21 protein-coding genes, 2 tRNA genes, 1 rRNA gene and 1 riboswitch are annotated in these 23,547 nt (G+C 45.8%); of the genes, 14 read left to right on the forward strand and 10 right to left on the reverse strand.

Annotated elements, in window-relative coordinates:
* Nucleotides 1–14: 14 nt before the first annotated feature.
* The 11 genes from rrf to thiH all read left to right on the forward strand — a co-directional run bounded on the left by rrf (nucleotide 15) and on the right by thiH (nucleotide 8,978).
* Nucleotides 15–130 (forward strand): 5S ribosomal RNA (rrf, locus tag QQ041_RS23750).
* A gap of 43 nt (nucleotides 131–173) precedes the next feature.
* Nucleotides 174–250: transfer RNA gene (locus QQ041_RS23755), tRNA-Asp, on the forward strand.
* 59 nt (nucleotides 251–309) lie between these two features.
* A tRNA-Trp gene (locus QQ041_RS23760) sits at nucleotides 310–386 on the forward strand.
* A gap of 313 nt (nucleotides 387–699) precedes the next feature.
* Entirely contained in the window at nucleotides 700–2,082 is a 1,383-nt protein-coding gene (locus QQ041_RS23765; protein ID WP_285955194.1) for a multicopper oxidase family protein, read from the forward strand.
* Nucleotides 2,083–2,182: 100 nt separating this feature from the next.
* A complete protein-coding gene (gene crcB, locus QQ041_RS23770) occupies nucleotides 2,183–2,566 on the forward strand; it encodes a fluoride efflux transporter CrcB (RefSeq protein ID WP_017069597.1) in 384 nt (127 codons plus the stop codon).
* A gap of 62 nt (nucleotides 2,567–2,628) precedes the next feature.
* Nucleotides 2,629–2,727, forward strand: a riboswitch (TPP riboswitch).
* Between the two features lie 129 nt (nucleotides 2,728–2,856).
* Entirely contained in the window at nucleotides 2,857–4,806 is a 1,950-nt protein-coding gene (thiC, locus tag QQ041_RS23775) for a phosphomethylpyrimidine synthase ThiC (RefSeq protein WP_285955195.1), read from the forward strand.
* Nucleotides 4,806–6,098, forward strand: coding sequence for a thiamine phosphate synthase (locus QQ041_RS23780; protein WP_285955196.1), 1,293 nt, complete (start codon nucleotides 4,806–4,808; stop codon nucleotides 6,096–6,098). Before thiC ends, QQ041_RS23780 begins: the two co-directional genes overlap by 1 nt.
* Nucleotides 6,088–6,870 carry a HesA/MoeB/ThiF family protein gene (locus QQ041_RS23785; RefSeq protein WP_210447896.1) on the forward strand — a complete coding sequence of 261 codons (783 nt, stop codon included), beginning with the start codon at nucleotides 6,088–6,090 and terminating at the stop codon, nucleotides 6,868–6,870. The genes QQ041_RS23780 and QQ041_RS23785 overlap by 11 nt, the downstream gene beginning before the upstream one ends.
* Nucleotides 6,867–7,076 carry a sulfur carrier protein ThiS gene (gene thiS, locus QQ041_RS23790; RefSeq protein WP_146491432.1) on the forward strand — a complete coding sequence of 70 codons (210 nt, stop codon included), beginning with the start codon at nucleotides 6,867–6,869 and terminating at the stop codon, nucleotides 7,074–7,076. The genes QQ041_RS23785 and thiS overlap by 4 nt, the downstream gene beginning before the upstream one ends.
* 2 nt (nucleotides 7,077–7,078) lie before the next feature.
* A complete protein-coding gene (locus QQ041_RS23795; protein WP_285955197.1) occupies nucleotides 7,079–7,843 on the forward strand; it encodes a thiazole synthase in 765 nt (254 codons plus the stop codon).
* Nucleotides 7,844–7,850: 7 nt separating this feature from the next.
* On the forward strand, nucleotides 7,851–8,978 hold the full coding sequence (gene thiH / locus QQ041_RS23800) for a 2-iminoacetate synthase ThiH (RefSeq protein WP_146491430.1): 1,128 nt from the start codon (nucleotides 7,851–7,853) through the stop codon (nucleotides 8,976–8,978).
* A 136-nt stretch (nucleotides 8,979–9,114) separates the two neighbouring features.
* Here thiH and QQ041_RS23805 read toward each other — a convergent pair whose 3' ends face one another.
* Both QQ041_RS23805 and QQ041_RS23810 read right to left on the reverse strand, forming a co-directional pair.
* The gene (locus QQ041_RS23805; protein WP_285955198.1) at nucleotides 9,115–10,905 is read right to left on the reverse strand and encodes an aminopeptidase P family protein; all 1,791 of its coding nucleotides are present in this window, start codon (nucleotides 10,903–10,905) and stop codon (nucleotides 9,115–9,117) included.
* Between the two features lie 122 nt (nucleotides 10,906–11,027).
* On the reverse strand, nucleotides 11,028–11,969 hold the full coding sequence (locus tag QQ041_RS23810; protein ID WP_285955199.1) for a LysR substrate-binding domain-containing protein: 942 nt from the start codon (nucleotides 11,967–11,969) through the stop codon (nucleotides 11,028–11,030).
* A 101-nt stretch (nucleotides 11,970–12,070) separates the two neighbouring features.
* On the opposite strand from QQ041_RS23810, the gene QQ041_RS23815 reads away from it, so the two are divergent.
* Together QQ041_RS23815 and QQ041_RS23820 are read left to right on the forward strand one after the other, a co-directional pair.
* Nucleotides 12,071–13,270 carry a multidrug effflux MFS transporter gene (locus tag QQ041_RS23815; RefSeq protein WP_210447893.1) on the forward strand — a complete coding sequence of 400 codons (1,200 nt, stop codon included), beginning with the start codon at nucleotides 12,071–12,073 and terminating at the stop codon, nucleotides 13,268–13,270.
* Nucleotides 13,271–13,372: 102 nt separating this feature from the next.
* A complete protein-coding gene (locus QQ041_RS23820) occupies nucleotides 13,373–13,654 on the forward strand; it encodes a hypothetical protein (RefSeq protein ID WP_009848181.1) in 282 nt (93 codons plus the stop codon).
* 67 nt (nucleotides 13,655–13,721) lie between these two features.
* On the opposite strand, the gene QQ041_RS23825 is transcribed toward QQ041_RS23820, so the two are convergent.
* The 4 genes from QQ041_RS23825 to QQ041_RS23840 all read right to left on the reverse strand — a co-directional run bounded on the left by QQ041_RS23825 (nucleotide 13,722) and on the right by QQ041_RS23840 (nucleotide 16,131).
* Nucleotides 13,722–14,180 carry a DoxX family protein gene (locus QQ041_RS23825; RefSeq protein WP_146491426.1) on the reverse strand — a complete coding sequence of 153 codons (459 nt, stop codon included), beginning with the start codon at nucleotides 14,178–14,180 and terminating at the stop codon, nucleotides 13,722–13,724.
* Nucleotide 14,181: 1 nt separating this feature from the next.
* On the reverse strand, nucleotides 14,182–14,949 hold the full coding sequence (locus QQ041_RS23830) for a DNA-binding domain-containing protein (RefSeq protein WP_210447892.1): 768 nt from the start codon (nucleotides 14,947–14,949) through the stop codon (nucleotides 14,182–14,184).
* Nucleotides 14,946–15,806, reverse strand: a complete 861-nt coding sequence (locus tag QQ041_RS23835; protein WP_285955200.1) for a DUF692 domain-containing protein — start codon at nucleotides 15,804–15,806, stop codon at nucleotides 14,946–14,948. The genes QQ041_RS23830 and QQ041_RS23835 overlap by 4 nt, the downstream gene beginning before the upstream one ends.
* A gap of 64 nt (nucleotides 15,807–15,870) precedes the next feature.
* Nucleotides 15,871–16,131 carry a DUF2282 domain-containing protein gene (locus QQ041_RS23840; RefSeq protein WP_060983713.1) on the reverse strand — a complete coding sequence of 87 codons (261 nt, stop codon included), beginning with the start codon at nucleotides 16,129–16,131 and terminating at the stop codon, nucleotides 15,871–15,873.
* A 264-nt stretch (nucleotides 16,132–16,395) separates the two neighbouring features.
* Here QQ041_RS23840 and uvrD point away from each other — a divergent pair, with 264 nt between their 5' ends.
* The gene (gene uvrD / locus QQ041_RS23845) at nucleotides 16,396–18,570 is read left to right on the forward strand and encodes a DNA helicase II (protein ID WP_146491423.1); all 2,175 of its coding nucleotides are present in this window, start codon (nucleotides 16,396–16,398) and stop codon (nucleotides 18,568–18,570) included.
* A gap of 170 nt (nucleotides 18,571–18,740) precedes the next feature.
* On the opposite strand, the gene tpx is transcribed toward uvrD, so the two are convergent.
* From tpx to QQ041_RS23865, 4 genes are all read right to left on the reverse strand, one after another.
* Nucleotides 18,741–19,238, reverse strand: coding sequence for a thiol peroxidase (tpx, locus tag QQ041_RS23850; protein ID WP_050635162.1), 498 nt, complete (start codon nucleotides 19,236–19,238; stop codon nucleotides 18,741–18,743).
* A 785-nt stretch (nucleotides 19,239–20,023) separates the two neighbouring features.
* A complete protein-coding gene (ggt, locus tag QQ041_RS23855; protein WP_285955201.1) occupies nucleotides 20,024–21,781 on the reverse strand; it encodes a gamma-glutamyltransferase in 1,758 nt (585 codons plus the stop codon).
* Nucleotides 21,782–21,872: 91 nt separating this feature from the next.
* The gene (locus tag QQ041_RS23860; protein ID WP_146491421.1) at nucleotides 21,873–22,535 is read right to left on the reverse strand and encodes a LysE family translocator; all 663 of its coding nucleotides are present in this window, start codon (nucleotides 22,533–22,535) and stop codon (nucleotides 21,873–21,875) included.
* Between the two features lie 98 nt (nucleotides 22,536–22,633).
* Nucleotides 22,634–23,428, reverse strand: a complete 795-nt coding sequence (locus tag QQ041_RS23865) for an AraC family transcriptional regulator (protein ID WP_285955202.1) — start codon at nucleotides 23,426–23,428, stop codon at nucleotides 22,634–22,636.
* Nucleotides 23,429–23,547 lie beyond the last annotated feature (119 nt).

Genomic DNA, 23,547 nt, shown 5'->3' on the forward strand with positions numbered 1-23,547 from the left:
AATTTTAAAATTTGCTTGGCGACCATAGCATTGTGGACCCACCTGATTCCATGCCGAACTCAGAAGTGAAACACAATAGCGCCGATGGTAGTGTGGGGTTTCCCCATGTGAGAGTAGGACATCGCCAGGCTTTAAATTTGAACACTTGTCAGCGACGACAAGTCTTCCACTGCGGAGTGGTAGTTCAGTTGGTTAGAATACCGGCCTGTCACGCCGGGGGTCGCGGGTTCGAGTCCCGTCCACTCCGCCACTTATTCGATAACCTCGCCTAGTGCGAGGTTTTTTCGAATCTGAAGTAATGAAAGTTTTAGGGGTGTAGCTCCAATTGGCAGAGCAGCGGATTCCAAATCCGCGTGTTGGGAGTTCGAATCTCTCCACCCCTGCCATATACTAAAGCCTCAGCAGAAATGCTGGGGCTTTTTTACGTCTGTTGCTTCTGAAAAGTAATGTTGGGATAGCTAGGCGCCCCTGGCATATTTAAGGCTCCAGACTACGCGTCCCCGCAGAAAACTTGGAATCTTCTTGCTTTCTATTTATTCGATAATTCGTATCTTTAACAGAACTTAGCCTTAAAAGTGTAAGTGCTTACTTATCTCAGCTTCTTTTATAAACAATCGATAGCACAAACCAAACTTCTTTATGAGAATTATTCTCAATATTTTGTTACATTTTGGTCGTTATTACTAAAAGGCAACAAATATGGATATTTCCCGTCGTAAGTTTATTCAATCATCTCTCGCTATATCTGCACTAACCGTCCTGCCGGCTTGTTCAATGAAGCAGTCTGTTGATGAGCAAGGAAAGTTCGTTTATGACTTAACTGCTGAGCCCTCAACTGCTGAGTTGGTAAAGGGGTTTAATACTAATGTTTTAGCCTTTAATGGACAGATTCCAGCGCCGATTATTCGCTGTCGACAAGGCGAAAAGGTAACGATCCGATTTACCAACAAGCTTTCAGAACCGACGACAATTCATTGGCATGGACTGAGAATTCCAATCGAAATGGACGGGGTTCCTTTCTTAAGTCAGCCTCCTATTATGCCCGGTGAAACGTTTGTCTATGAGTTTACCCCACCAGATGCGGGTACTTTTTGGTATCACCCACACATGAACAGCGTTAAACAACTGGGTATGGGCTTAGTCGGCCTTATTATTGTTGAAGAGAGCGCGCCAGTTCAGTTCGATGAAGAGCATGCTCTGATGCTTAAACATTGGCATATCGACAAACAAGGTCAGTGGAAAGACTTAATGATTCCCCGCCTCAGCGCTCGTATGGGCACGCCAGGAGAGTGGAGTAGCGTTAATGGAGTACATGAACCTATCTATCAATTGAAGCAGCATGCAACGACTAGGCTCCGTATCGCTAATGTTGATAACACGATTACCTATCCGATTGCTATTGAAGGGGCAGAAGCATGGGTCATTGCCATTGATGGTAACCCTGTAAAGACACCTTATAAGCTGACTCAACATAAAATTGGCCCAGGTATGCGTGTCGACCTTGGGCTGATTGCTCCTAAGGTGGGCGAGCAAGTGAGTGTCCTTCAAATGAAGGGGCGTTTTCCGTTCTCCTTGTGTGCGTTTGAGGTTGTAGATTCAACGTTAATAGAAGGCCAAACACTTCCTTCATTGCCTCTGAATCCCGTGCCTAACTTAGATCTCGCCAACGCAGAAGAAATCGATTTTGTGTTTGAGTGGGAAGGGGCGGTATCACCAGTATCTAAAGATGGTAAGTCCATGCCTAAGTTTTGGCTTACTAATAAGCGAGCATGGGAGGGAATGAGCAAAGACAATATTCCAGAGCCGTTGGCGACTTTAGAGTTAGGTAAGACTTACATATTCGATCTTAAGAACGTCACTCAATATCATCACCCGATTCATATTCATGGTCATACATTTACTGTATTGGAACTTGATGGTAAAAAAATTGAAGAACCCTTCCATACCGACACTGTGTTACTTGGGAAAAATGGTCGAGCGAAAGCTGCGTTTGTTGCAGACAACTCTGGACGTTGGATGTACCACTGTCATGTCATTGAGCACATGAAAACGGGACTAATGGGATATATTGAAGTTAAGTGACACCTGTAACGTTTAATTTTTGCGCATGCATTCTTAGTTTCTACCCTCGCTTTTATCGGCGGTAAAGCTAGAATATAGGGATTGTTATTTGGGAGGATTCATGGGTCAGCTATCTATTTTAGGTTTTATTGCCATTGGTGGCGCATTTGGTGCTTGTTCGCGCTATTTGATTTCAGAGTTATGTGTAGTGATGTTAGGGCGTGGCTTTCCTTACGGTACGTTGACCGTTAACGTGATCGGCTCTTTGATTATGGGCTTGCTCATCGCCGCATTCGAAAATGAGATGATTGCGACTGAACCATGGAGACAGATCATTGGCCTCGGTTTCCTTGGAGCACTGACTACGTTCTCTACATTTTCGATGGATAACGTGCTTCTTATGCAGCAGGGCGCTTTCTTTAAGATGGGGCTTAATGTGTTGCTCAACGTGGTTCTCAGTATTTCAGCAGCATGGATCGGCTTCCAACTTTTGATAAAGTCTTAAAACTTTCTTACGATTTGTTAACAACTCGGCTTGGTTTATCCAAGCCGTTTTTATATACTCGATCGAACTTGTCGGAGTGCCATATGGCTGAGACCGTTAACTCGGGATCCGTTGAACCTGATCAGGCTAATACCTGCGAAGGGAACAAGAGTAGATATCTAACTAGAATCCTTCTAGAGATCTATCTCCAGATCACAACTGTATTTCTTACCGTGATCCCTCTTGTAGCATCTAATCCGTCAAGCATTTTTATCCCAATAAATAATGGCTAAAAGCCAAGGAAAAATGCTATGTCGAGTCGTAAACAAGCAAGACTGGAAGCGAAGAATTTCATTGATTCTTTATCCGTACAACCCTATCCAAATTCAAAAAAAGCTTACATCCAAGGATCTCGAGAAGATATCCAAGTCCCTGTGCGAGAAATATCACTCGCAGATAGCCTTGTCGGTGGCACCAAAAAAGAGCCTGTATTCGAATCTAATGAGCCTATTCATGTCTACGATACCTCCGGTGTTTATACCGATCCTACGCATGAAATAGACCTTTATAGCGGCCTTCCTAAGTTGCGAGAGCAATGGATTGAAGAGCGTGGCGATACGGAATTGCTCGATGATGTAAGCTCTGTTTACACCAAAGAACGTTTAGAAGATGAAACCCTAGACGACCTTCGTTACGGAAACCTGCCTAGAATTCGTCGTGCTACTGGCGACCAATGTGTAACTCAACTGCATTATGCTCGTCAGGGTATTATCACTCCTGAGATGGAGTATATTGCGATACGCGAGAACATGGGACGTCAGAAGTTTGCTGACGAACAACTTAATCACCAACACCCTGGCCATAACTTTGGCGCCAACCTACCTAAAGAAATTACCCCTGAGTTCGTGCGTAAAGAGGTCGCTGAAGGCAGAGCTATCATCCCTTCGAACATCAACCACCCAGAATCAGAACCTATGATTATTGGCCGCAACTTCTTAGTGAAAGTGAACGCCAATATCGGTAACTCTTCAGTTAGCTCTTCGATTGAAGAAGAAGTTGAGAAGCTAGTATGGTCGACTCGCTGGGGCGGCGATACCGTAATGGACCTTTCCACTGGCCGTAATATCCACGAGACTCGTGAATGGATCCTACGTAATAGCCCGGTGCCGATTGGTACGGTTCCTATGTATCAGGCGCTTGAGAAAGTGAATGGCGTAGCCGAAGACCTTAACTGGGAAGTGATGCGCGATACCTTGATTGAACAAGCGGAGCAGGGCGTTGATTACTTCACTATTCATGCCGGTTTGCTTCTTCGTTACGTTCCTATGACGGCTAAACGTGTGACTGGCATTGTCTCTCGTGGTGGATCTATCATCGCGAAATGGTGTCTTGCACATCACCAAGAAAGCTTCTTATACACACACTTCCGCGAGATCTGCGAGATCTGTGCGAAGTACGATGTTGCTCTTTCACTAGGTGATGGCTTGCGTCCTGGCTCTATTGCAGATGCCAACGATGAGGCTCAATTCTCGGAGTTACGTACTCTAGGTGAGTTAACTAAAGTGGCTTGGGAATACGACGTTCAGGTGATCATTGAAGGTCCTGGACATGTACCTATGCACCTTATTAAAGAGAACATGGACGAGCAGTTAGAGCACTGCCATGAAGCGCCTTTTTATACATTAGGTCCACTGACTACAGATATCGCACCGGGTTATGACCACATTACCTCTGGTATTGGCGCGGCCATGATTGGTTGGTACGGCTGTGCGATGCTTTGTTATGTAACACCTAAAGAGCATTTGGGCTTACCAAATAAAGAAGATGTGAAGACTGGCTTGATTACTTACAAGCTGGCAGCACATGCAGCAGACTTGGCCAAAGGACACCCAGGTGCACAAATCCGAGATAATGCATTATCAAAAGCTCGTTTTGAATTCCGTTGGGAAGACCAATTTAATCTAGCTTTAGATCCAGAAACAGCACGTTCTTTCCACGATGAAACTCTGCCACAAGAGTCGGGCAAGGTTGCTCACTTCTGCTCTATGTGTGGACCTAAGTTCTGCTCGATGAAGATTTCTCAAGAAGTTCGAGAGTATGCGAAAGACACAGAACAAGTAGCTGCAGATCAGGCTATAGAGATTAAGATGCTAGATAACCCGTTGGAGGGAATGCGTCAAAAATCGCAAGAGTTCCGTGATACTGGCTCTGAACTTTATCACCTTGCTGTAGGCGCAAAAGAAGCTCAATTAGAGGAATAATGACAGTGAAGATTCTCATCCCATCTCAATACATCGAGTTAACGGGGGAGGTTCAAAACTGTCTATTGGTTGCTAAGCGACAAGGTTTAGCAACTGATGCAGTTGAGTTGGGTGTAAGCCCAACTCAATACTTCTCTATCGTTTATGCTCAACAAGCATTATCTATTGGCTTTGCTCGTGATGTTGATTCATTGGCGGAGTGTCAGTTAGCGCAACTGAGCCATGTTGTTGATTACAGTAATTCAGTTGCGTTGACCGATGTGTGTTCTGCTTTGACCCAAGCTTCGAACACCGTCTATATCGGAGTCTCCGATGATTCAGCTGTGTTAGATATCTGGTCACACTTAAATGCTAATCGCGTTATCAAGAGTGACACTACAGCTCATCAAGAATTAGATAATCGTGGTCACTTCGCTTGGTTACTTACTTTATTGGCGTTGGAATTTCCATTGGAAGACGCGCTGGTTTTAGCTCGCGCTGCATCAAATGTTTCACGTGGAACATGGCCAGCACACTATCAAAATTTTCCTATCCCAGTTCTAGAAGATGAACGACTGGATATAAGTGTCGGTTGGGCCAACCAAGGGACATCACTTTCCTTCCCTGAGTTGAGCAAAAATAGCCTCGGCTTATATCCGGTTGTTGATGATATTGAGTGGATCGAAAGGCTGCTCAAGCTTGGAATCAACACTGTCCAACTGCGTATTAAGAACCCTCAACAAGCCGACTTGGAGCAACAAGTGGCGCGATCTATCGAACTTGGTCGAGAACATAACGCTCAGGTTTTTATTAACGATTACTGGCAGCTTGCGCTCAAGCATGGTGCTTTTGGTGTACACCTTGGGCAAGAGGATATTGAAGAATCAAACCTTTCCCAACTGAGCCAAGCGGGTATTAAGATCGGTCTATCGACTCATGGTTATTACGAGTTGCTACGTATTGTGCAAATCAACCCAAGCTATATTGCGCTGGGGCACATCTTCCCAACAACAACTAAACAGATGCCATCGAAGCCTCAGGGTTTAGTTCGTTTATCTCTGTACCAACAGCTAATTGATACCATCCCATACACAGAAAAGCTTGTTGGTTATCCGACGGTTGCTATTGGCGGTATTGACCAATCGACAGCTGCGCAAGTTTGGAATTGTGGTGTATCGAGCTTAGCGGTTGTTCGTGCGATTACATTGGCGGAAGACCCACAAAAAGTGATCGAATTTTTCGAAAAACTGATGACGCCTAAACCTCCGACTACCAAAGAAGAGGTTATGCAGGAGCCTAGCTATGCTGAGTGACTTTGAGTTCATTCGTTACCAACGACAAATTGCATTACCTGAGGTTGGTGAGCAAGGGCAACGAAACCTGTTAAACAGCCATGTGTTGGTGATTGGTTGCGGCGGTTTGGGTAATGCCGCTGCTCTTTATCTCGCAGCTTCTGGTGTGGGAAGAATTGTGTTGGTCGATGATGATTGTGTTGATTCGTCCAACCTGCAGAGACAGGTAGCGTTTAAGGAGAGCCAATTAGGTTCACCTAAGGTCGAAGCACTTAAACAACAACTGAATGAGCTCAATGGGCGAAGCCAAATAAGAACCATCAATCAACGAATGAGTGAAAGCCAACTTGAATTAGAAGTAATGTTGGCTGATCTCGTGTTGGATTGTACTGACAACTTCGAGTCACGCCAGCAGGTTAACCAGGCATGTTTCAGCGCGAAGACCCCTTTGATTTCTGGTTCTGCAATCGGTTGGAAAGGCCAGTTTATTGTATTTGACTATCAGAATCAGAAAGGGTGCTACCACTGTTTGTTCCCGTTCAGTCATCATCCACAAACGACTCGTTGCAGCGATAGCGGCATCATAGGCCCGGTTGTTGGCACCATAGGTAACCTTCAAGCTTTAGCTGCTATTCAACGTTTAACTCGTGGTGAGTTTCAGGTCGCAACACATCAACTCAAACTGTTCGATGGCCAGACGATGAATTGGCAAAACCTTATGGTTACTCAAGATAGTGAATGTCCCGTGTGCAGTGCGTCTGCAGTTAAGCATTTAGAAGAAGAAACCCAATGAGCCATATAACGATTTCGATAAACGAGCAACCAGAACAGGTAGCGCACTCGTCGTCTCTAACGGACATTATCCACGCTTTATCACTACCTGACTTGGGTTGTGTATTTGCAATCAATAATGCGGTTGTCCCACGCAGCCAGTGGCAACAAACGGTCGTCAATGAAGGCGACGCTATATCTCTTTTCCAAGCTATTGCAGGGGGCTAACCATGTTAACCATCGCAGATAAAACGTTTCAATCACGTCTGTTCACTGGAACCGGCAAGTTCGCAAACAAGCATTTGATGGCGAGTGCTATCGAAGCTTCCGGTTCTCAACTGGCAACCATGGCACTAAAGAGAGTCGATATTCGTTCTGAGCAAGATGATATTTTACAGCCAATTATTGATGCTGGCGTTAATCTACTTCCGAATACCTCTGGTGCGAAGAATGCAAAAGACGCCATCTTTGCTGGGCATTTGGCTCGTGAAGCGTTGGGCACAAACTGGCTCAAACTGGAAATTCACCCAGATCCAAAGTACTTGATGCCAGACCCTATTGAAACGCTTAAAGCCGCTGAGCAACTGGTCAAAGATGGCTTTGTTGTGTTGCCTTATTGCCACGCCGACCCTGTATTGTGTAAGCGCTTAGAAGAGGTTGGTTGTGCTGCTGTGATGCCACTCGGTGCACCGATTGGTTCCAATAAGGGTATTGCGTCTGCAGACTTCTTAGAGATCATTATCGACCAAGCGAATGTCCCTGTGATTGTTGATGCGGGCATTGGTGCTCCGTCACATGCAGCACGTGCAATGGAAATGGGCGCAGACGCAGTGTTAGTGAATACCGCGATTGCTGCTTCTCAACAGCCTGTTGAAATGGCGATTGCTTTTAAGTTGGCAGTTGCCGCGGGGCGTATGGCTTACCTCGCTGGACTTGCAGGAAAAGTGTCTCATGCGGTTGCTTCAAGCCCGTTAACTTCATTCCTAGACGAGTAGTATTGCTATGACGTTTGTTGATCGATTTAAACAGCTCAACTGGGATGACATTGGTATGTCCATCTTTAGTAAAACGGCGGCGGATGTTGAACGTGCTCTGAGTAAACCCAAACGTGACTTAGAAGATTTTAAGGCTTTAATTTCTCCGGCAGCAGAACCTTACTTAGAGCAGATGGCACAACAATCGTTGGCGCTAACACGTAAGCGGTTCGGTAATACGATGTCGCTTTATATTCCTTTATACCTTTCTAACCTGTGCGCTAACGCGTGCACGTATTGTGGTTTTTCAATGGAAAACCGTATCAAGCGCCGCACGCTTACTTTGGATGAAATTGATGCTGAAAGTGCGGCTATCAAAAAGATGAAGTTCGATAGTGTTTTGTTGGTCACCGGTGAACATGAAACCAAGGTTGGGATGAATTACTTTCGACAGGTGTTGCCGAATATCAAAAAGCAATTTAACTACCTTGCGATGGAAGTGCAGCCACTTGGTCAACAAGATTACGCTGAACTTAAAACTCTCGGTTTAGATGCGGTGATGGTTTATCAAGAGACCTATCAACCAAGGACCTACGCTGAGCATCATCTACGTGGCAATAAAATGGATTTTGAATATCGTCTTGAAACCCCTGATCGCTTGGCAAAGGCGGGTATTGATAAGATAGGTATTGGTGCTTTGATTGGTTTGGAAGATTGGCGAACCGACTGCTTCTTTGTTGCTGCTCATTTAGATTACCTGGAGCGTACTTATTGGCAGACACGTTACTCGATTTCATTCCCACGTCTTCGCCCGTGTGAAGGTGGGGAGTCTAGTGGAGGCTTACAGCCTAAGTCGGTCATGAACGATAAACAGTTGGTTCAGCTTATCTGCGCATATCGACTCTTGAATCCTGAGGTCGAGTTATCTCTATCTACTCGTGAGTCGGCAACCTTCCGCGATAACGTGTTGCCGCTAGGTATCACTAGCATGTCTGCTGCGTCAAAAACTCAACCGGGCGGTTATGCTTCGGGTGAGGAAGAGCTTGAACAGTTTGAGATAAGTGATGAGCGAAGTGCGGCTGATGTTGAGGCTATGATTCGTCAACGCGGGTTTGATCCAGTGTGGCGCGATTGGCATAGCGCTTACTCAGGCTAATTAACATCTTGGCTGATGTTCCACGTGAAACATCAATGATGTGAAATCGACAAACAGAAACGGCTACCTAAGGGTAGCCGTTTTAATATCTAACTGAGCCAACTAGTTTTGGCTCAGTTACCTGCCTAGCAAGGCATTAAGCGTGAGCAAGTGGTGTTGTTGATTGGCGTAACCATTCCAACGTATCACCTTCAACTAATGGACTGACATCGTTCCATACTTTCTGGTGGTAATCGTTCAGCCACGCAAGTTCAGGTCGTGTCAGTAAATCGACGTTGATGTTGCGCTTATCGATAGGGCAACGTGTTAGCGATTCAAACGTTAATACGGAGAAGTCACCTTGAGTTGGTAGCTCAACAACCAATTCTAGGTTCTCGATACGAATACCAAACTCATCAGCACGGTAGTAGCCCGGCTCGTTTGATAACACCATGCCTTCAACAAGAGGTACGTCGATAAGCTTCTTAGAGATGCTTTGCGGACCTTCATGAACACTTAGGAAGTGACCAACACCATGGCCAGTACCGTGGTCGTAATCGAAGCCTTCTGCCCAAAGGTGCTGGCGCGCTAGGATATCCAGTTGGAAACCACGAGTGCCTTGTGGGAAACGAGCTCGTGCGATACCGATATGACCTTTCAGTGCGAGAGTGAACTGCTGAATCATTTCGTCGCTTGGTTGGCCAATCGCGATAGTACGAGTGATGTCGGTCGTACCATCTAGATACTGGCCGCCTGAATCGACTAGGTACAAAGTATTCAGTTCTAACTGACCTGGTTCAGGTTGGTTCTCGTGGTTGTAGTGACACATAGCTGCATTTCCGCCTGCTGCAGAAATCGTATCAAAACTTAGGTCCATCAGCGTCGGGTCTTGCTCACGGAATGATTGTACTTTGTCAGCCAATACCGCTTCGTTGTGCAGGTTACCTTGCGCGACTTCGGCATCAATCCAAGATAGGAATTTCGCCATAGCAACGCCATCACGAATATGACACGCTTTCATGCCCGCGATTTCAGTTGCGTTCTTAGCGGCTTTTGGCATTAGACATGGGTCTGCTGCTTCAATGATATGAGCGCCAGCGTTTTGTAGAATCAGTGTGTACCAAGCATTGCTCGTGCCTGAATCGACAGACACATTATTTCCTTCTAGAGACTGAAGACGTGCTTCAAGTTCTGATGGGTGAGAAACGCGAATACCATTACCAACGTGAGCTTCAAAGCCTGCCGGGATGCGTGCTGGGTCTAGGAAGAAGTCGACGCTTTCATCAGCGTGGATGATCGCGTTGGATAACACAACAGGTAGGCGAGATACGTCCAAGCCACGAATGTTAAGCAACCAACATATTGAGTCAAGCTCGGTCAGGATAGCGGCGTCCGCACCTTTTGCTTTTAGTAAGCCAGCGATCTCAGAGCGCTTACTCTCACTTGATTGACCAACGGCATTTGTTGCCATTAAGCGCACATCAGACACGACAGGCTCAGGGCGATCAGACCAAAGCTCATCAATTGGATTCGAAGAGAGTGTCGTTAGCTCAACTTTCTCTGCTAGTTTTGCTTGTGCGCCTTTCAACCAAGCTGCGGTGTGCATGCGTGGGTCGAATGCAACCTTACTGCCTTGTGGCAATGAATTTATGATCCAATCTAAAGCCGGCTCTTCAATAAGGTGGCGATACTCAAATAACTCCGCTGGTACTTGCTTACGAACCTGAACGGTGTAGCGACCATCAACAAAAATAGCAGCAGTTTCACGAGTAATAACAGCGGCACCTGCAGAGCCAGTGAAACCTGTTAACCAGTGAAGTCGCTCGTTATGAGTGGGAACGTATTCACCTAGATATTCGTCTTCGTGTGGAATGATAACGGCATCTAGGTTGTTTGTTTTAAGCCAAGCTCTAACCGCAGCAACGCGTTCAGCAGTGATATTGTGCATCTGTCTTTATCCTTATTGTTAGGGTCCTTGTTAACACTCACAGTCGATATACCTATGAGGGGACTTATTAGGTCAATAAGCTAGCGCTTTTGTTCGTTTGCTGCAAACGCTGTACGCCATTTTTATCTAAGGTGCAGAGTTTTTTCTTTGATGATATCTCGCAGCCAAGTTAAGGCTGGGTCATTTTCTCTGTCACGGTGCCAAAACAGAGTGTATGCCATTGGCGGGAATTCCATTGGTAAAGGAACAACCACCAAGTCGAGTTGCTTGGCAACGAGGTAAGTAAAGTGGCTTGGTGCCGTAAACACAAAGTCGGTGTAGGTGCACTGGCTTGCAGCGCTATTGAAATCTGGAACAGAAATAGCGATATCACGTTGATGGCCAAGATCAGCCAGTTTGTAGTCTAGTAACCAACGATCATTACCATCACATCTTACTTGTACATGACGTTGTGCAAGATAGGTTTGCAGATCCCATTTACCGCTCAGAGCAGGGTGGTTGCGTCTTAATACACACATCTGTGCATCACGGTAGATCTCCTGTTCGCAAATATCATCTGGCGGCAGCATGGTTAAACGCGCGTCGTTGATGTCGATGTCTCTACCTGTGAGTCCGATATCGAGCTCACCTAGCTGTAATTTCTTAAAGGTTTGCTCGGTCCAAGCGTGGGTGTTGATATTCACTTTAGGGGCTTGTCGAAATATAGCCGGTAAGAAGTGGGGAAGAATCAGCGGGTACACACTTTCAACAGCCGCAATGTGAAAACTGTGGTCACTGTTGTTGGGAATGAAGGTCTCAGGCTGAGTGATCAGATCAAGTTGGTTGATCAACGTTTCTAACCGAGGCTTAAGGAAAACAGCTTTCGGTGTTGGTCGTAGGCCATGAGCACTTCGTGTAAAAAGGGGATCATTAAATTGTTCACGAAGCTTGGCTAGCGACTTACTCACCGCTGACTGGCTCAAGCATAATCGATGTGCGGTGCGAGTGACACTCAGCTCTTCCATCAGTACCTGCAAGCAAACCAATAGATTGAGGTCGAGGCGTGATAGTTTCTCGATATTCATGTGAGTTTCCTATTTGGAATAATGCTAATGAGTATATGCCATTTTTGTTCATATCTTTAGTTGGTTATTATGCACCTAAATTAACTCATTCGGAGAATCTTGTGCCTTCTAACGCGCTTCCAACCCCTAGTAAACTGCAGGTTGCTTTATTGGCAATGCTGGTTCTATTTAGCCCTTTGGCTATAGATATTTATCTTCCAGCTCTGCCACAAATTTCAACAGCGTTTCACGTGGAACACGCATTAGCACAAGATACGATTACTTGGTTTTTATTCGCCATGGGTGTCGGGCAATTATTTGCAGGTCCTTTGGCTGATAAGTTAGGACGTCGAACCGTTGCATTGGGAGGTGTTAGTATCTATGCATTGAGTGCTTGCTTGGCGTGGGCAGCTCAATCGATTGATATGATGCTAATAGCTCGGCTGCTACAAGGCTTAGGAGCTTGTGCGACTTCTGTAGCAGCCTTTGCGACGGTTCGCGATCTATTTGGCCCGGAGAAAAGTGGCCGTATGATCAGTTACCTTAACGGTGCAATTTGCTTTATTCCTGCGCTGGCACCGATTCTGGGTGCTTGGTTAACTCATCAATTTGGTTGGCGTTCGAACTTTAGTTTTATGGCAGGCTTCGCAGTCGTTGTTGGCACTATCTTATTCTTCCAAATGAAAGAGTCCAACCCTGCGACAGAAAAGGTTGCGGTGTTCAAGCTTGAGCGATACTGGTCAGTATTGAAAACACCATCATTCCTTTTCCACGCAACCTTGTGTCTGATGGCGATGGCGGTCATCCTAGCTTATGTAACCTCGGCACCGGTTGTGTTGATGGAGAATCTAGGCTTGACCATGAAAGAGTTTACTTTCTGGTTTGGTGTTAATGCAGCCATCAACATCGTAGCTGCGTTTACTGCACCTAAATTTATGGACCGTTTTGGTACCTATAAAGCACTGGTCGTTGGTATCTCAACGCTAGGTTTAGCGGGCGTGATTATGTTAGTGCTTGCAGAACACGCTAGCCCAATCGCATTCATGCTGCCAATCTTCTTATCTTCAGTGGGCTTTGCTTGGATTCTCGGTGCCGCAGCTGGTAAGGCGCTTGAACCTTTTGGTGATCGTGCGGGTACCGCAGCTGCGTTGCTTGGCTTGTTCCAGATGAGCGGTTCAGGATTACTTGTTGGTACCATGCAGCGTCTTGATTTAACGTCGCAAGTGATGATTGCGCTGCAAATGTTCCTTATTGTTCCGGCATTATTAGTGCTTGCGAGCAAAGCAGGTAAGTCGTGGCACACGACGTTTGCCAAGGCGTAAGTCTCAAGGGTGACAAAATATACAAATGGCGGTTTGCGAAACGTTAAAACATGGTATATTTGTCACTCATTGAAACGTTAGTCCCCAACGGAAAATACTGTAATGTCATTAACAACCTACGAAATGGCGCGCGTCTTAGAACAAATGGAAGATGCACCTGAAAAGGTCATGTTTGGTAAACTGCTTAAAGAGCTAGGCAACCAAAGTGAAGAGCGTATTCGCAGTGCGGCAAAACAAGTTCCAATCGATACTTTACGAGACATCATTTACCAATTTCAGCGTGTGGTAGAGTCTCGTAAGGGTGAGCAGGTTCAGCTACTAGCAAAAGAGCTAGCCGAGCAAGGTATCTCTGCTGAAGAGCTACAAGCTTTTCTGAATAAGTAAGCTTATCCCAGTTAAAAAGAAACCACTCAATTGAGTGGTTTTTTGCGTTTTGGGCCAGTGATGAGGACTAGTTGCTAAATTGCTTTTTTAAGATTCTATCCAATGAAAATGGTCCTGGTCCCCACACGACAACGATAAGAATCATTAATCCCCAAAGCTGATGATCGTAGAAGCCTTGCGCCCACAATACAGGGTATGACACAACGGCAATGATATTGAAAACGAACAACACCGCAGCCATAGGTCGTGTTAATAAACCGAGCGCTAAGAACACCGGCAGAATTAACTCAGCGGCGGTACCCATGTAAGCCGCTAATTCCCAAGGTAGCAGTGGCACTTGGTATTCCAACTCAAACAAGTAAAGCGTGCTATCCCAGGTTGCTATCTTGGTGAGCCCAGAGTTAAAGAAGACCCACGCCACCCATAGGCGGCAAAACAGAAGTAGGACAGGAACAAAAAGTGCCTGTGATTTCTCAATCAAATTGTCGTATTGAGCCATCATGTTCGTGACTGTGTTGTTATCCATATTATGTCTCCAATTCGGCATCGATTGAAAAACCTGAGATGACGTTAAGCGCCATGACAGTATTCAGATGTTGTAGTAGTGAAGGGTCAATCTCAGCGAGCGCTTGATCCGATTGCAATTCAGTTAATAGTTGGTGGCATTCTTCTGTCAAACAATGACTCTCAACCTGTGAATTCTCAGCTCGGATTAACACCCCAAATTCAGGTTGGTTGATGTCTAACCCGTCGAGCTGTTGCTGATAAATCGCCTGCTCAAGCGCGATAATCGTGTAACTAGAATGAATCAGTGTTATTGAATCTTTGAGATGAAAGACCAAAGCGCCTTGTCGTTCTTGTGGTACATCTGCTAGACAAGAAAGAGGTCTCTGGTCGACATGTGCTTGTGACGTACACCTTATCAAACTGTCTTTCTGCCATTCATACAAAGCCACTTCACCGAGATAAGGTGCAGCCTCAATAACGGCAGGAAAGGCTTTGATAGTCTGTTCAAAATGTTCACCGTAACCACTCACATCACCAGAAGTAGATGGATAACTTAAGACATGTTGACGAGCCATCTGTTGGAAGCACTCTTCACCAACCAACATTTCAGTGAGTGGGTAGGTTGCTGCCAGAACTTCGCTCAAGCTGATCACAAAGTTATTACGGTAAATCTGGATTCGCTGTTCATCGGTAAAATGGTCGCTCACTATGTTGCAGTGCTCACCATTGTTTTGGTAGCGCAGGGCGTTAGCAAATTCCAATTGAACATCTGCTAGGGAGTGGCTCATGATGCGCGACTCCTTTGGTTGAACTTGTCGTGTTGATACAAGATGTCACTGGCTTTGGTTGCTTCAGCCAATAAAACTTGTGGCTCTGGGATATCGAGATCCCACTCAATCAAGGTATGGCGCAAACCATGTTGTGCTACCCAGTCAGTGTAGAGTTTCCACACTTCGTCACAGACAGGTTTACTGTGTGTGTCTATCCAGATCTCACCTTGTTCAAGCTTCTTTTTGGTAAAACCTGCCAAGTGAATCTCTTCCACTTTGTCTGCAGGTATTCCGCTTAAGTACTCTTCACAACTAAAGCCATGATTAAAAGATGAGACGAAAATATTATTGAAATCGAGCAGTAGGCGACACTCAGTACGCTTTTGTACCTCAGCCAAAAACTCCCACTCAGGGATGGTTGAATGCTTGAAGGCTAGATAACTCGATGGATTTTCAATCAGCATCGGGCGTTGCAGGCTGTCTTGAACCTCGATGACATTACGGCAAAAGACTTCTAACGCCTCTTCGGTATAAGGCAGCGGCAGCAAGTCATTGAAGTAATGACCGCCAGTCTGACTCCAGCTGAGATGATCAGAAACCAAGAAGGGGTCGATATCATCAATCAGATCTTTTAACTGCAGTAAGTGATTTGGGTTGATGCGCTCAACAGAACCGAGAGACAACCCAACACCGTGGCAACTTATGCTGTGTGCGTTACGAATTTCTCTGAGTTGTTGGCGTTGCGGTGATTGAGCTAAAAAGTAGTTCTCGCTGTGAACCTCTAACCAACTCACTAGAGATGGATTTTGGCTAAAGAAATCTAAGTGCGGTGTTCTAAGGCCAACCCCTGCATTGGGGTGAAGAGTTTGAGTCACAACGGTTCTCCTAATTGGAAGTGGAGGTGAGCTGAATGTCAGCCCACCATACTAAGCAGCTCAATTATGATGATTGGGTGCTACCACCTGATAACTTGCCACATAGTCCTTTAGGAACGACTACGAATGCATCTGATTGGTTGTCTTCTTTTGCCGTACCTGCACATGAGCTTGTTTTGGTTGCACAATCATTTTGGCCAGCTTTTGCCACGCCGTAGCATTTTTCTTTCGCTGCTGCTTCCGCAGGTGCTGATGTAAGAACTGCACCGCCGAACGCTAGTACACTTGTGATTGCAGCTGTAACAGCAAGATTAGAATTTTTCATAGTCATTCCCTCTAGGACTTAATAGTATTTTTATATCGCAGGTTAATAAGTTGTTAACTTGCTTACTAAAAAGGATAGGAAGAACTCGGAAATAATTTCACTGCATTATAAAAAATATCAATATTAATGATGTGTTAGCTATTAAGTTGCTGATTATATGATGTTATTTTTTGATTGTTTTTTCTTCTTATTATCCTAAACGCAGCCTAGTGTTTAGGTTATAATCAGCTTTTATGTATAAATACCCAGTAGTGAGCATATCCAATGATAGATCCTTCGCTTTTACTCGATGGCCTAAACGATAAACAACGTGAGGCGGTCGCAGCACCTTTAGAAAACCTACTTATTCTGGCAGGTGCTGGCAGTGGTAAAACGCGAGTGTTGGTGCATCGCATCGCTTGGCTGCAAAGCGTAGAGCAAGCATCGCCGTTCTCTATCATGTCGGTTACCTTCACCAACAAAGCGGCAGCAGAGATGCGTGGTCGTATTGAAGAGCTGATGATGGGCAGCTCGTCAGGCATGTGGAACGGCACCTTCCACGGTATTTGTCACCGCATCCTTCGTGCTCACTACCTCGATGCAAAACTGCCAGAAGATTTCCAGATCATAGATTCTGATGATCAGATTCGTTTGCTACGCCGCTTAATCAAGGCGCAAAACCTTGATGAAAAGCAGTGGCCTGCCAAGCAAGCTTCTTGGTGGATCAATGGCAAGAAAGACGAAGGTCTGCGCCCAAGTCACATTGACGCCTACCATGATCCAATAACTCAAACGTGGTTAAAGATCTATTCTGCTTACCAAGAAGCGTGTGATCGTGCTGGCTTGGTCGACTTTGCTGAAATCTTGTTGAGATCGCATGAATTATTGCGCGATAAGAAACACATCCGCGAACACTACCAAGCTCGCTTTAAGCACATTCTTGTCGACGAATTCCAAGATACCAACAACATCCAATACGCTTGGTTACGTATGATGGCTGGCCCGGATTGTCGTGTGATGATCGTGGGTGATGATGACCAATCTATTTATGGCTGGCGTGGTGCGAAGATCGAAAATATTCAGAAGTTCTTGGATGAATTCCCAGGAGCTTCGACGGTTCGACTCGAACAAAACTACCGTTCAACCAAAACCATTCTACAGGCGTCGAATGAGCTTATCTCGAACAACACTGAACGTATGGGTAAAGAGCTGTGGACCGATGGTAACGATGGCGAGCCAATCTCTGTGTACTCAGCATACAACGAGCTCGATGAAGCGCGTTTTACGGTCAGCAAAATCAAAGAGTGGCAGGAGAAAGGCGGCGCGCTAGAAGATACGGCAATGCTTTATCGTAATAACGCCCAATCGCGTGTTCTTGAAGAAGCTTTGATTCAAGGTGGTCTGCCTTACCGAATCTACGGCGGCATGCGATTCTTCGAGCGTCAAGAAATCAGAGATGCTTTGAGCTACATGCGCCTAATGAGTAATCGCAGTAATGATGCTGCATTTGAGCGTGTCGTCAATACGCCAACGCGTGGCTTGGGTGATAAAACGTTAGAAACGATTCGTCTTGCAGCTCGTGATCGTGGTGCAACCATGTGGGAAGCAAGTGTTGCTTTGATAGAAGAACAAGTGCTCCCCGGTCGTGCTGCGGGTGCATTGAGTCGCTTTATCGAGCTTATTAATGCGCTTGAAGATGATACGCTAGAACTTAGCCTGCATGAACAAACCGACCATGTGATTAAGTCGTCGGGTCTATTTGCGATGTACGAGCAAGAGAAAGGCGAGAAATCGAAAGCGCGTATTGAGAACTTGGAAGAATTGGTAACGGCAACTCGTCAGTTCGAGAAGCCAGAAGAAGCAGATGAAATGAGCATGCTAACGGCATTCTTGACTCATGCAGCTTTGGAAGCGGGTGAAGGTCAGGCTGATGAGTTTGATGATGCGGTTCAGTTAATGACCCTGCACAGTGCCAAAGGCCTAGAGTTCCCAATAGTATTCATGGTGGGTGTGGAAGAAGGCATGTTCCCAAGCCAGATGTCTGCAGAAGAAGCGGGACGTTTAGAAGAAGAACGTCGCTTGTGCTATGTAGGCATGACCCGTGCGATGGAGAAGCTTTATATCACTTACGCTGAGATGCGTCGCTTGTACGGTCAGGACAAGTACCACAAACCATCACGCTTTATACGTGAACTACCAGAGACATGTCTGGATGAAGTTCGTATGAAAGCGCAAGTGAGCCGTCCAGCAAGCAGTGGGCGTTTTAGCCAAACTGCCGTGAAAGAGAATTTCAACGAAACAGGCTTTAGCTTGGGATCTCGCGTTAAGCACCCTAAATTTGGTGAAGGTACCATCATCAACTTCGAGGGAAGTGGCCCGCAGAGCCGAGTTCAAGTCGCGTTTAACGGTGAAGGCATCAAGTGGTTAGTAACGGCTTATGCTCGTTTAGAACAGTTGTAATTTGCTACTTCAGCATGTAGAAAATAGTTCGATATCTGAAACTATTCAGCATTGAAAAGTAATCCGTATAAAAAACAGAAAGAGCAGCCAATGGCTGCTCTTTTTTATTGCTCGGTACTGTGCTGAATAGGCTGAATCGAGCTTAAGGCATTTCTGCCTAGGAAGGAGACTTACAGTGCAGCAAGTGCCGCTTCGTAGTTTGGTTCTTCAGTGATCTCTGCAACCAACTCGCTGTGTGTTACCACACCTTTTTCATCAACAACGACAACTGCGCGTGTTGTTAGGCCTGATAGTGGGCCTTCAGCGATCGCTACGCCGTAGTCTGATGCGAATGCAGGAGAACGGAAAGTTGAGGCGTGTTGAACGCCTTCAATGCCTTCTAGTTCGCAGAAGCGACCCGCAGCAAACGGTAGGTCAGCAGAAATACAAACAACAACCGTGTTCTCAAGCTCTGCCGCTTTTGCGTTGAACGTGCGTACGCTCGTTGCACAAGTGGCTGTGTCGATGCTTGGGAAGATGTTTAGAACCACTTTCTTGCCTTCAAGGGAAGCAAGAGTCAGTTCAGAAAGATCGCCTGCAGTCAGTGCAAAACTTGGTGCCTGTTCGCCAGTTTGTGGGAATGTGCCAGTTAGCGGTACAGCAGCGCCTTTGAAGGTAACGTGTGACATGAATTTGTCCTTATTTTAATTATGGTTATGAAACTAGTTGAGCCTAGTAAGACTTACGTTACTCGGAAGTGGTTAAGAAGTGAATGGTTTAAATGTCAGAATTGTAATCAAAGGTCTTTGATTTGTTTGTTTTAGGGGAAGAGATGGTGGGACGACAGATAAAGAAAAACCCCGAAAGCTTGCGCTCATCGGGGTCTATAGTCTTACTCGCAGCAATCCGGCTACTAAGTGTGCTCCATGCATCAAATCCATGATAGTGTGCTGTTATCCTTCAGCGTATTCCTTTCGTCGCCTTCCTAGCGGTGTCCTTGATCTTATCCTGATCTGCCAACAATCCTCGTTAGCGCGCGTCACTTGTTCCTTGAGCGGTGTCCTTTACATCATCCTGATGTTCAGTCCTTTCCTCATCCAGAGGTGTCCATTGTCTTTCCTTAGTAGCAACCATCCTAGTTACTATTGCGTCCATTCAATGTCCATTTCGCTATCCATGCCGATTATTCATCCTGAGTAATCGAATCTTCATCCTGAAGATAACCAAATCCTTGGCGTTTCCTGTTCCGTGTCAGCATCCTTCCGACACCACTCATATTACCGATTCCTTATTTATCAGCAATGGTGCATAAGCGAATTTCTATATAATTATTTGAATGATAAATGTACGTATTGTTTAATTTCAATTGGTTACAGTGTATGGGTGCTTAATTTCGCAGTTAAATATCGATATTTACTCACTGCCTTGTGAGAGATCTCGCACAAGGCAGCGAGTAAAAAGGGAGAATTATTCTCTACTGACCAATGGCTGCACCTTCACGACGAGGGTCTGCAGCGCCTTCTAGACCATCTTTTGTGAGACGAATAGCGTGTAAACCGGAGTTAAGATCGCGAACGTTGACCTCAAATCCCATCTTTTCTAGCTCAGGTTTGAAGTTTTCCGCTGATGTTCCTTTTTCCAAATCTAAGGTTCCGAAACGGTTTAGGAAGTGTGGTTGGTTGATCGCTTGCTGAATATCCATGTCCCACTGGGTATGGGCAATGATTGCTTGTGCCACGTAACCTATGATTCGACTGCCGCCCGGAGAACCAATCGCCATGTAAGGCTTATCGTCTTGCATGATTATGGTGGGTGCCATTGAAGAGCGTGGACGCTTGCCCGGTTCAAGTCGGTTGGCGATAGGCTTACCATCGTTGTGCGTCTTGAATGAGAAGTCCGTTAGCTCATTGTTGAGTAGGAAGCCTCTCACCATCAAGCGTGAGCCAAAGGCATTCTCAATCGTGGTAGTCATCGAAACGACATTGCCATCGCTATCAACAATATTGAAGTGGCTGGTGGACGGCAGTTCAATAGATACATCTTGGCTGCGCAGCATTGCGTGATCCCACGGCGGGGTGCCTGATGGCGCACTCTCTAGTGCCTTACCTGCGGTAATTAACTGGGCACGTTCCTGCAAATAGTCAGTATTCACTAACCCTTGAGTTGGCATTGGTACGTAATCTTGGTCTGCCATGTACATCCCGCGGTCTGCAAAGGCTAGGCGAGAAGCGTCCGCTAACACTTGCCAAGATCTCGCATCGTTAGGCCCCCAGGATTTGAGGTCAAACTGCTCGGTCATCGCTAAGATCTGTCCAACCGTTAATGCGCCTGAACTTGGTGGTCCCATTCCACAGATATCGTAACTCTCATAAGCGGAACAAACCGGTTCACGTTGCTTAATTGAATACGCATCGAAGTCTTTTTGTGCCAAGACGCCCGGGTTACCTTTAGCCGTTTGCACAGTGTTGATGATGTCAGTAGAAATCTCGCCTTGATAGAAAGCCTTAGCACCATCCTTTGAGATAGCGTTTAACGTTGCAGCGTATTCTGGGTTCTTAAGTAGAGTACCTGCAGTTTTCGGGCTGCCATCGGCATTGAAGAAGTAGGCTTTAGTTGTCGTAAAGCGGCTTAGTCGCTCTTGGTCATGTTCAATCAAGGTCGCTAAACGTGGACTAATAGTAAAACCTTCTTCAGCCAGCTGAGCAATAGGCTTAATCAGTGATGCCCATTCGAGCTTGCCGTACTTCTGGTGAGTGTCCCACAGCAATTGGACTGTTCCCGGTGTAGCAACAGAGCGACCACCAACCACAGCTTCGTAAAACTTAAGCGGTTGTCCGTTTTCGTCTTGGAATAGACGTGGTGTGGCATCAAGTGGTGCAGTTTCACGGCCATCGTAGGTTTTGAGTTGCTTGTCCTTGCCATCAAAATAAACAAGGAACGCGCCACCACCAATACCTGACGATTGCGGCTCAACTAAGCCAAGCATCAGTTGCACGGCAACCATGGCATCAATCGCGTTACCACCACGAGCAAGTACATCGGCACCTGCTTGTGTGGCCAGAGGGTTAGCCGCGGTGACCATCCAGTCGTTAGCTTTTACGAGTTGTTTGGTTTCTAAACCACTACTTTGTTCGGGAGCGACGGAATCGGCAGCTTGATTTGCCCAACTGACGTGAGAGGCAAAAAGTAGGGTAGAAGTGGCGAGGGTTGTTAGTTTTGTTTTCCACTGCATGATCTTCTCCTTTTCATATGCAGAGCTAGATTGGCAGTGGAAAGATAAGATAGCCAGTGCGTTGTTAACGAATTGTAATCTTGATTCGAATTTAAGCGATTAGACCAGACAGCGACTGCCAAAGAATACTGACGCCAATTAGGCTGAACACCACGCCACATAAGCCATCAATGTAGACCGTCGCTTCACTCAGCTTCTTTTGTAGTGCCTTCGTAGAAAGCATCCACGCTAATAGAGAGAACCAGAACAGTGATAGGCCGAACAGGATCAGCAGTGCAAACCCTTTGCCTGAAAGTGACATGTCGGCAGGCACTAAGCTCGACATCAAGCTGATAAAAAACACCAAAGCCTTTGGGTTGAGAATATTGGTCGCAAACCCTTTCGAAAATGCCTGACGCTTATTCGTGAGAATCAGATCTTTGGAATTGACGGTATCGGCGTCATCGTCGTGGTTCTGAATGAGTTGCCAGGTTGCTTTTAGTGCACCGTAGCCTAAATACAGCAAGTAGCTACCGCCAGCCAATTGGATGATGGCAAATATGGTTGGTTGCTGGTGGACTAGATAACTGATTCCCGTCAGGCTCAGCAATGAATGCAGTAAAATCCCACAAGATAGGCCAAGCGCGATGTACAAGCCTGTTTGTCTGCCGTGACGCGTCGCATTTTGCACGACTAACGCAAAGTCAGGGCCGGGGCTCATCAAAGCGATGAAGTGGATTGAGGCGAGGGTGATCAGTATGGTGACTTCATTCATGTTAGTTCTCAATAACGCTGCCGCTATTTTTAAATAAGTAATCGTATTGAGCGTAGCTTACCGTGATTTGAAATCGAGCAATTGTAAATTATCAACACTTAGTTGATTTGTGAGGGCGGGACGCCGAATGTAGTTTTGAATGCTTTGGAGAAGTGTGCTTGATCATAGAAGCCCACTTGGTACGCGACCTTGGTACCACATATCCCAGATTTAATCAGGCGCATGCTCTGCTCCATACGTAAGCGGCTCAGCCATGCGTATGGCGTGATGCCCATTCTGTTTTTAAAGTGGCGTTGGAATTGAGTTGTGGTTAAGCCGCACAGCTTAGACAGTTGTTCTAATCGCACTGGCTGATCCAAATTTGCCATCAAATAGTCTTTTAGCGTATCAATCGATTGATTACCCAATTTGATGTCGCTCTTGGATCCAAATTTCGCATAACGATCGACAATCGTCGAGAATCCCTCGAATGGTAAGCAATCTTGAGCGAGTTGGCTGATGTTTTGATTGATTAACAGACCGTGTAAGTTGCGTAATTGTGAAAATGCAGCTTGATCGGAGAGGATCAACTCAGAAAAGCCTAATGTGTGACCATTTTGCTTGGGATCGGCAAGATCTTGAAACCACTGGGGAGAAACTGCGAACACGCTGACTTGATAACCCGAATCGAGTTTGGAATGCCCATCATGCAGTTCATCGGGTGGCATGATGACAACTTGGCCTGCGCGAACATGATGGCTAGTCCCTTTATAGGCGAATTTTTGCTGCCCTTGGGTAATTAAACCAATGTGAAAGTCCAAATGATAGTGGCGCTGAAAGGCAAACTCTTGGTATTGAGCTTGGATCAGGCTGATATCATCTGTTGGGGTGGAGTAATAGTGGACTTTATCCATGGTACAAAAAAGCTTGGTTAAATAGTCATCAATTCAACCAAGCTTATCTTCGTATTTCGAAATTGTCTTGTAAAAAACGATCAGTGCTAGTGGTTTCTGACTGAGTTTTTATAGGGTCG

Source organism: Vibrio sp. TMPB1044, assembly GCF_030442075.1.
GTDB classification, from domain to species: domain Bacteria; phylum Pseudomonadota; class Gammaproteobacteria; order Enterobacterales; family Vibrionaceae; genus Vibrio; species Vibrio satsumensis.

What these genes read in the sequence shown, in the direction of transcription:
- QQ041_RS23765 (WP_285955194.1), top strand. Translation starts at nt 700, where the DNA reads ATGGATATTTCCCGTCGTAAGTTTATTCAATCATCTCTCGCTATATCT.
- crcB (WP_017069597.1), top strand. Translation starts at nt 2,183, where the DNA reads ATGGGTCAGCTATCTATTTTAGGTTTTATTGCCATTGGTGGCGCATTT.
- thiC (WP_285955195.1), top strand. Translation starts at nt 2,857, where the DNA reads ATGTCGAGTCGTAAACAAGCAAGACTGGAAGCGAAGAATTTCATTGAT.
- QQ041_RS23780 (WP_285955196.1), top strand. Translation starts at nt 4,806, where the DNA reads ATGACAGTGAAGATTCTCATCCCATCTCAATACATCGAGTTAACGGGG.
- QQ041_RS23785 (WP_210447896.1), top strand. Translation starts at nt 6,088, where the DNA reads ATGCTGAGTGACTTTGAGTTCATTCGTTACCAACGACAAATTGCATTA.
- thiS (WP_146491432.1), top strand. Translation starts at nt 6,867, where the DNA reads ATGAGCCATATAACGATTTCGATAAACGAGCAACCAGAACAGGTAGCG.
- QQ041_RS23795 (WP_285955197.1), top strand. Translation starts at nt 7,079, where the DNA reads ATGTTAACCATCGCAGATAAAACGTTTCAATCACGTCTGTTCACTGGA.
- thiH (WP_146491430.1), top strand. Translation starts at nt 7,851, where the DNA reads ATGACGTTTGTTGATCGATTTAAACAGCTCAACTGGGATGACATTGGT.
- QQ041_RS23805 (WP_285955198.1), bottom strand. Translation starts at nt 10,905, where the DNA reads ATGCACAATATCACTGCTGAACGCGTTGCTGCGGTTAGAGCTTGGCTT.
- QQ041_RS23810 (WP_285955199.1), bottom strand. Translation starts at nt 11,969, where the DNA reads ATGAATATCGAGAAACTATCACGCCTCGACCTCAATCTATTGGTTTGC.
- QQ041_RS23820 (WP_009848181.1), top strand. Translation starts at nt 13,373, where the DNA reads ATGTCATTAACAACCTACGAAATGGCGCGCGTCTTAGAACAAATGGAA.
- QQ041_RS23825 (WP_146491426.1), bottom strand. Translation starts at nt 14,180, where the DNA reads ATGGATAACAACACAGTCACGAACATGATGGCTCAATACGACAATTTG.
- QQ041_RS23830 (WP_210447892.1), bottom strand. Translation starts at nt 14,949, where the DNA reads ATGAGCCACTCCCTAGCAGATGTTCAATTGGAATTTGCTAACGCCCTG.
- QQ041_RS23840 (WP_060983713.1), bottom strand. Translation starts at nt 16,131, where the DNA reads ATGAAAAATTCTAATCTTGCTGTTACAGCTGCAATCACAAGTGTACTA.
- uvrD (WP_146491423.1), top strand. Translation starts at nt 16,396, where the DNA reads ATGATAGATCCTTCGCTTTTACTCGATGGCCTAAACGATAAACAACGT.
- tpx (WP_050635162.1), bottom strand. Translation starts at nt 19,238, where the DNA reads ATGTCACACGTTACCTTCAAAGGCGCTGCTGTACCGCTAACTGGCACA.
- ggt (WP_285955201.1), bottom strand. Translation starts at nt 21,781, where the DNA reads ATGCAGTGGAAAACAAAACTAACAACCCTCGCCACTTCTACCCTACTT.
- QQ041_RS23860 (WP_146491421.1), bottom strand. Translation starts at nt 22,535, where the DNA reads ATGAATGAAGTCACCATACTGATCACCCTCGCCTCAATCCACTTCATC.
- QQ041_RS23865 (WP_285955202.1), bottom strand. Translation starts at nt 23,428, where the DNA reads ATGGATAAAGTCCACTATTACTCCACCCCAACAGATGATATCAGCCTG.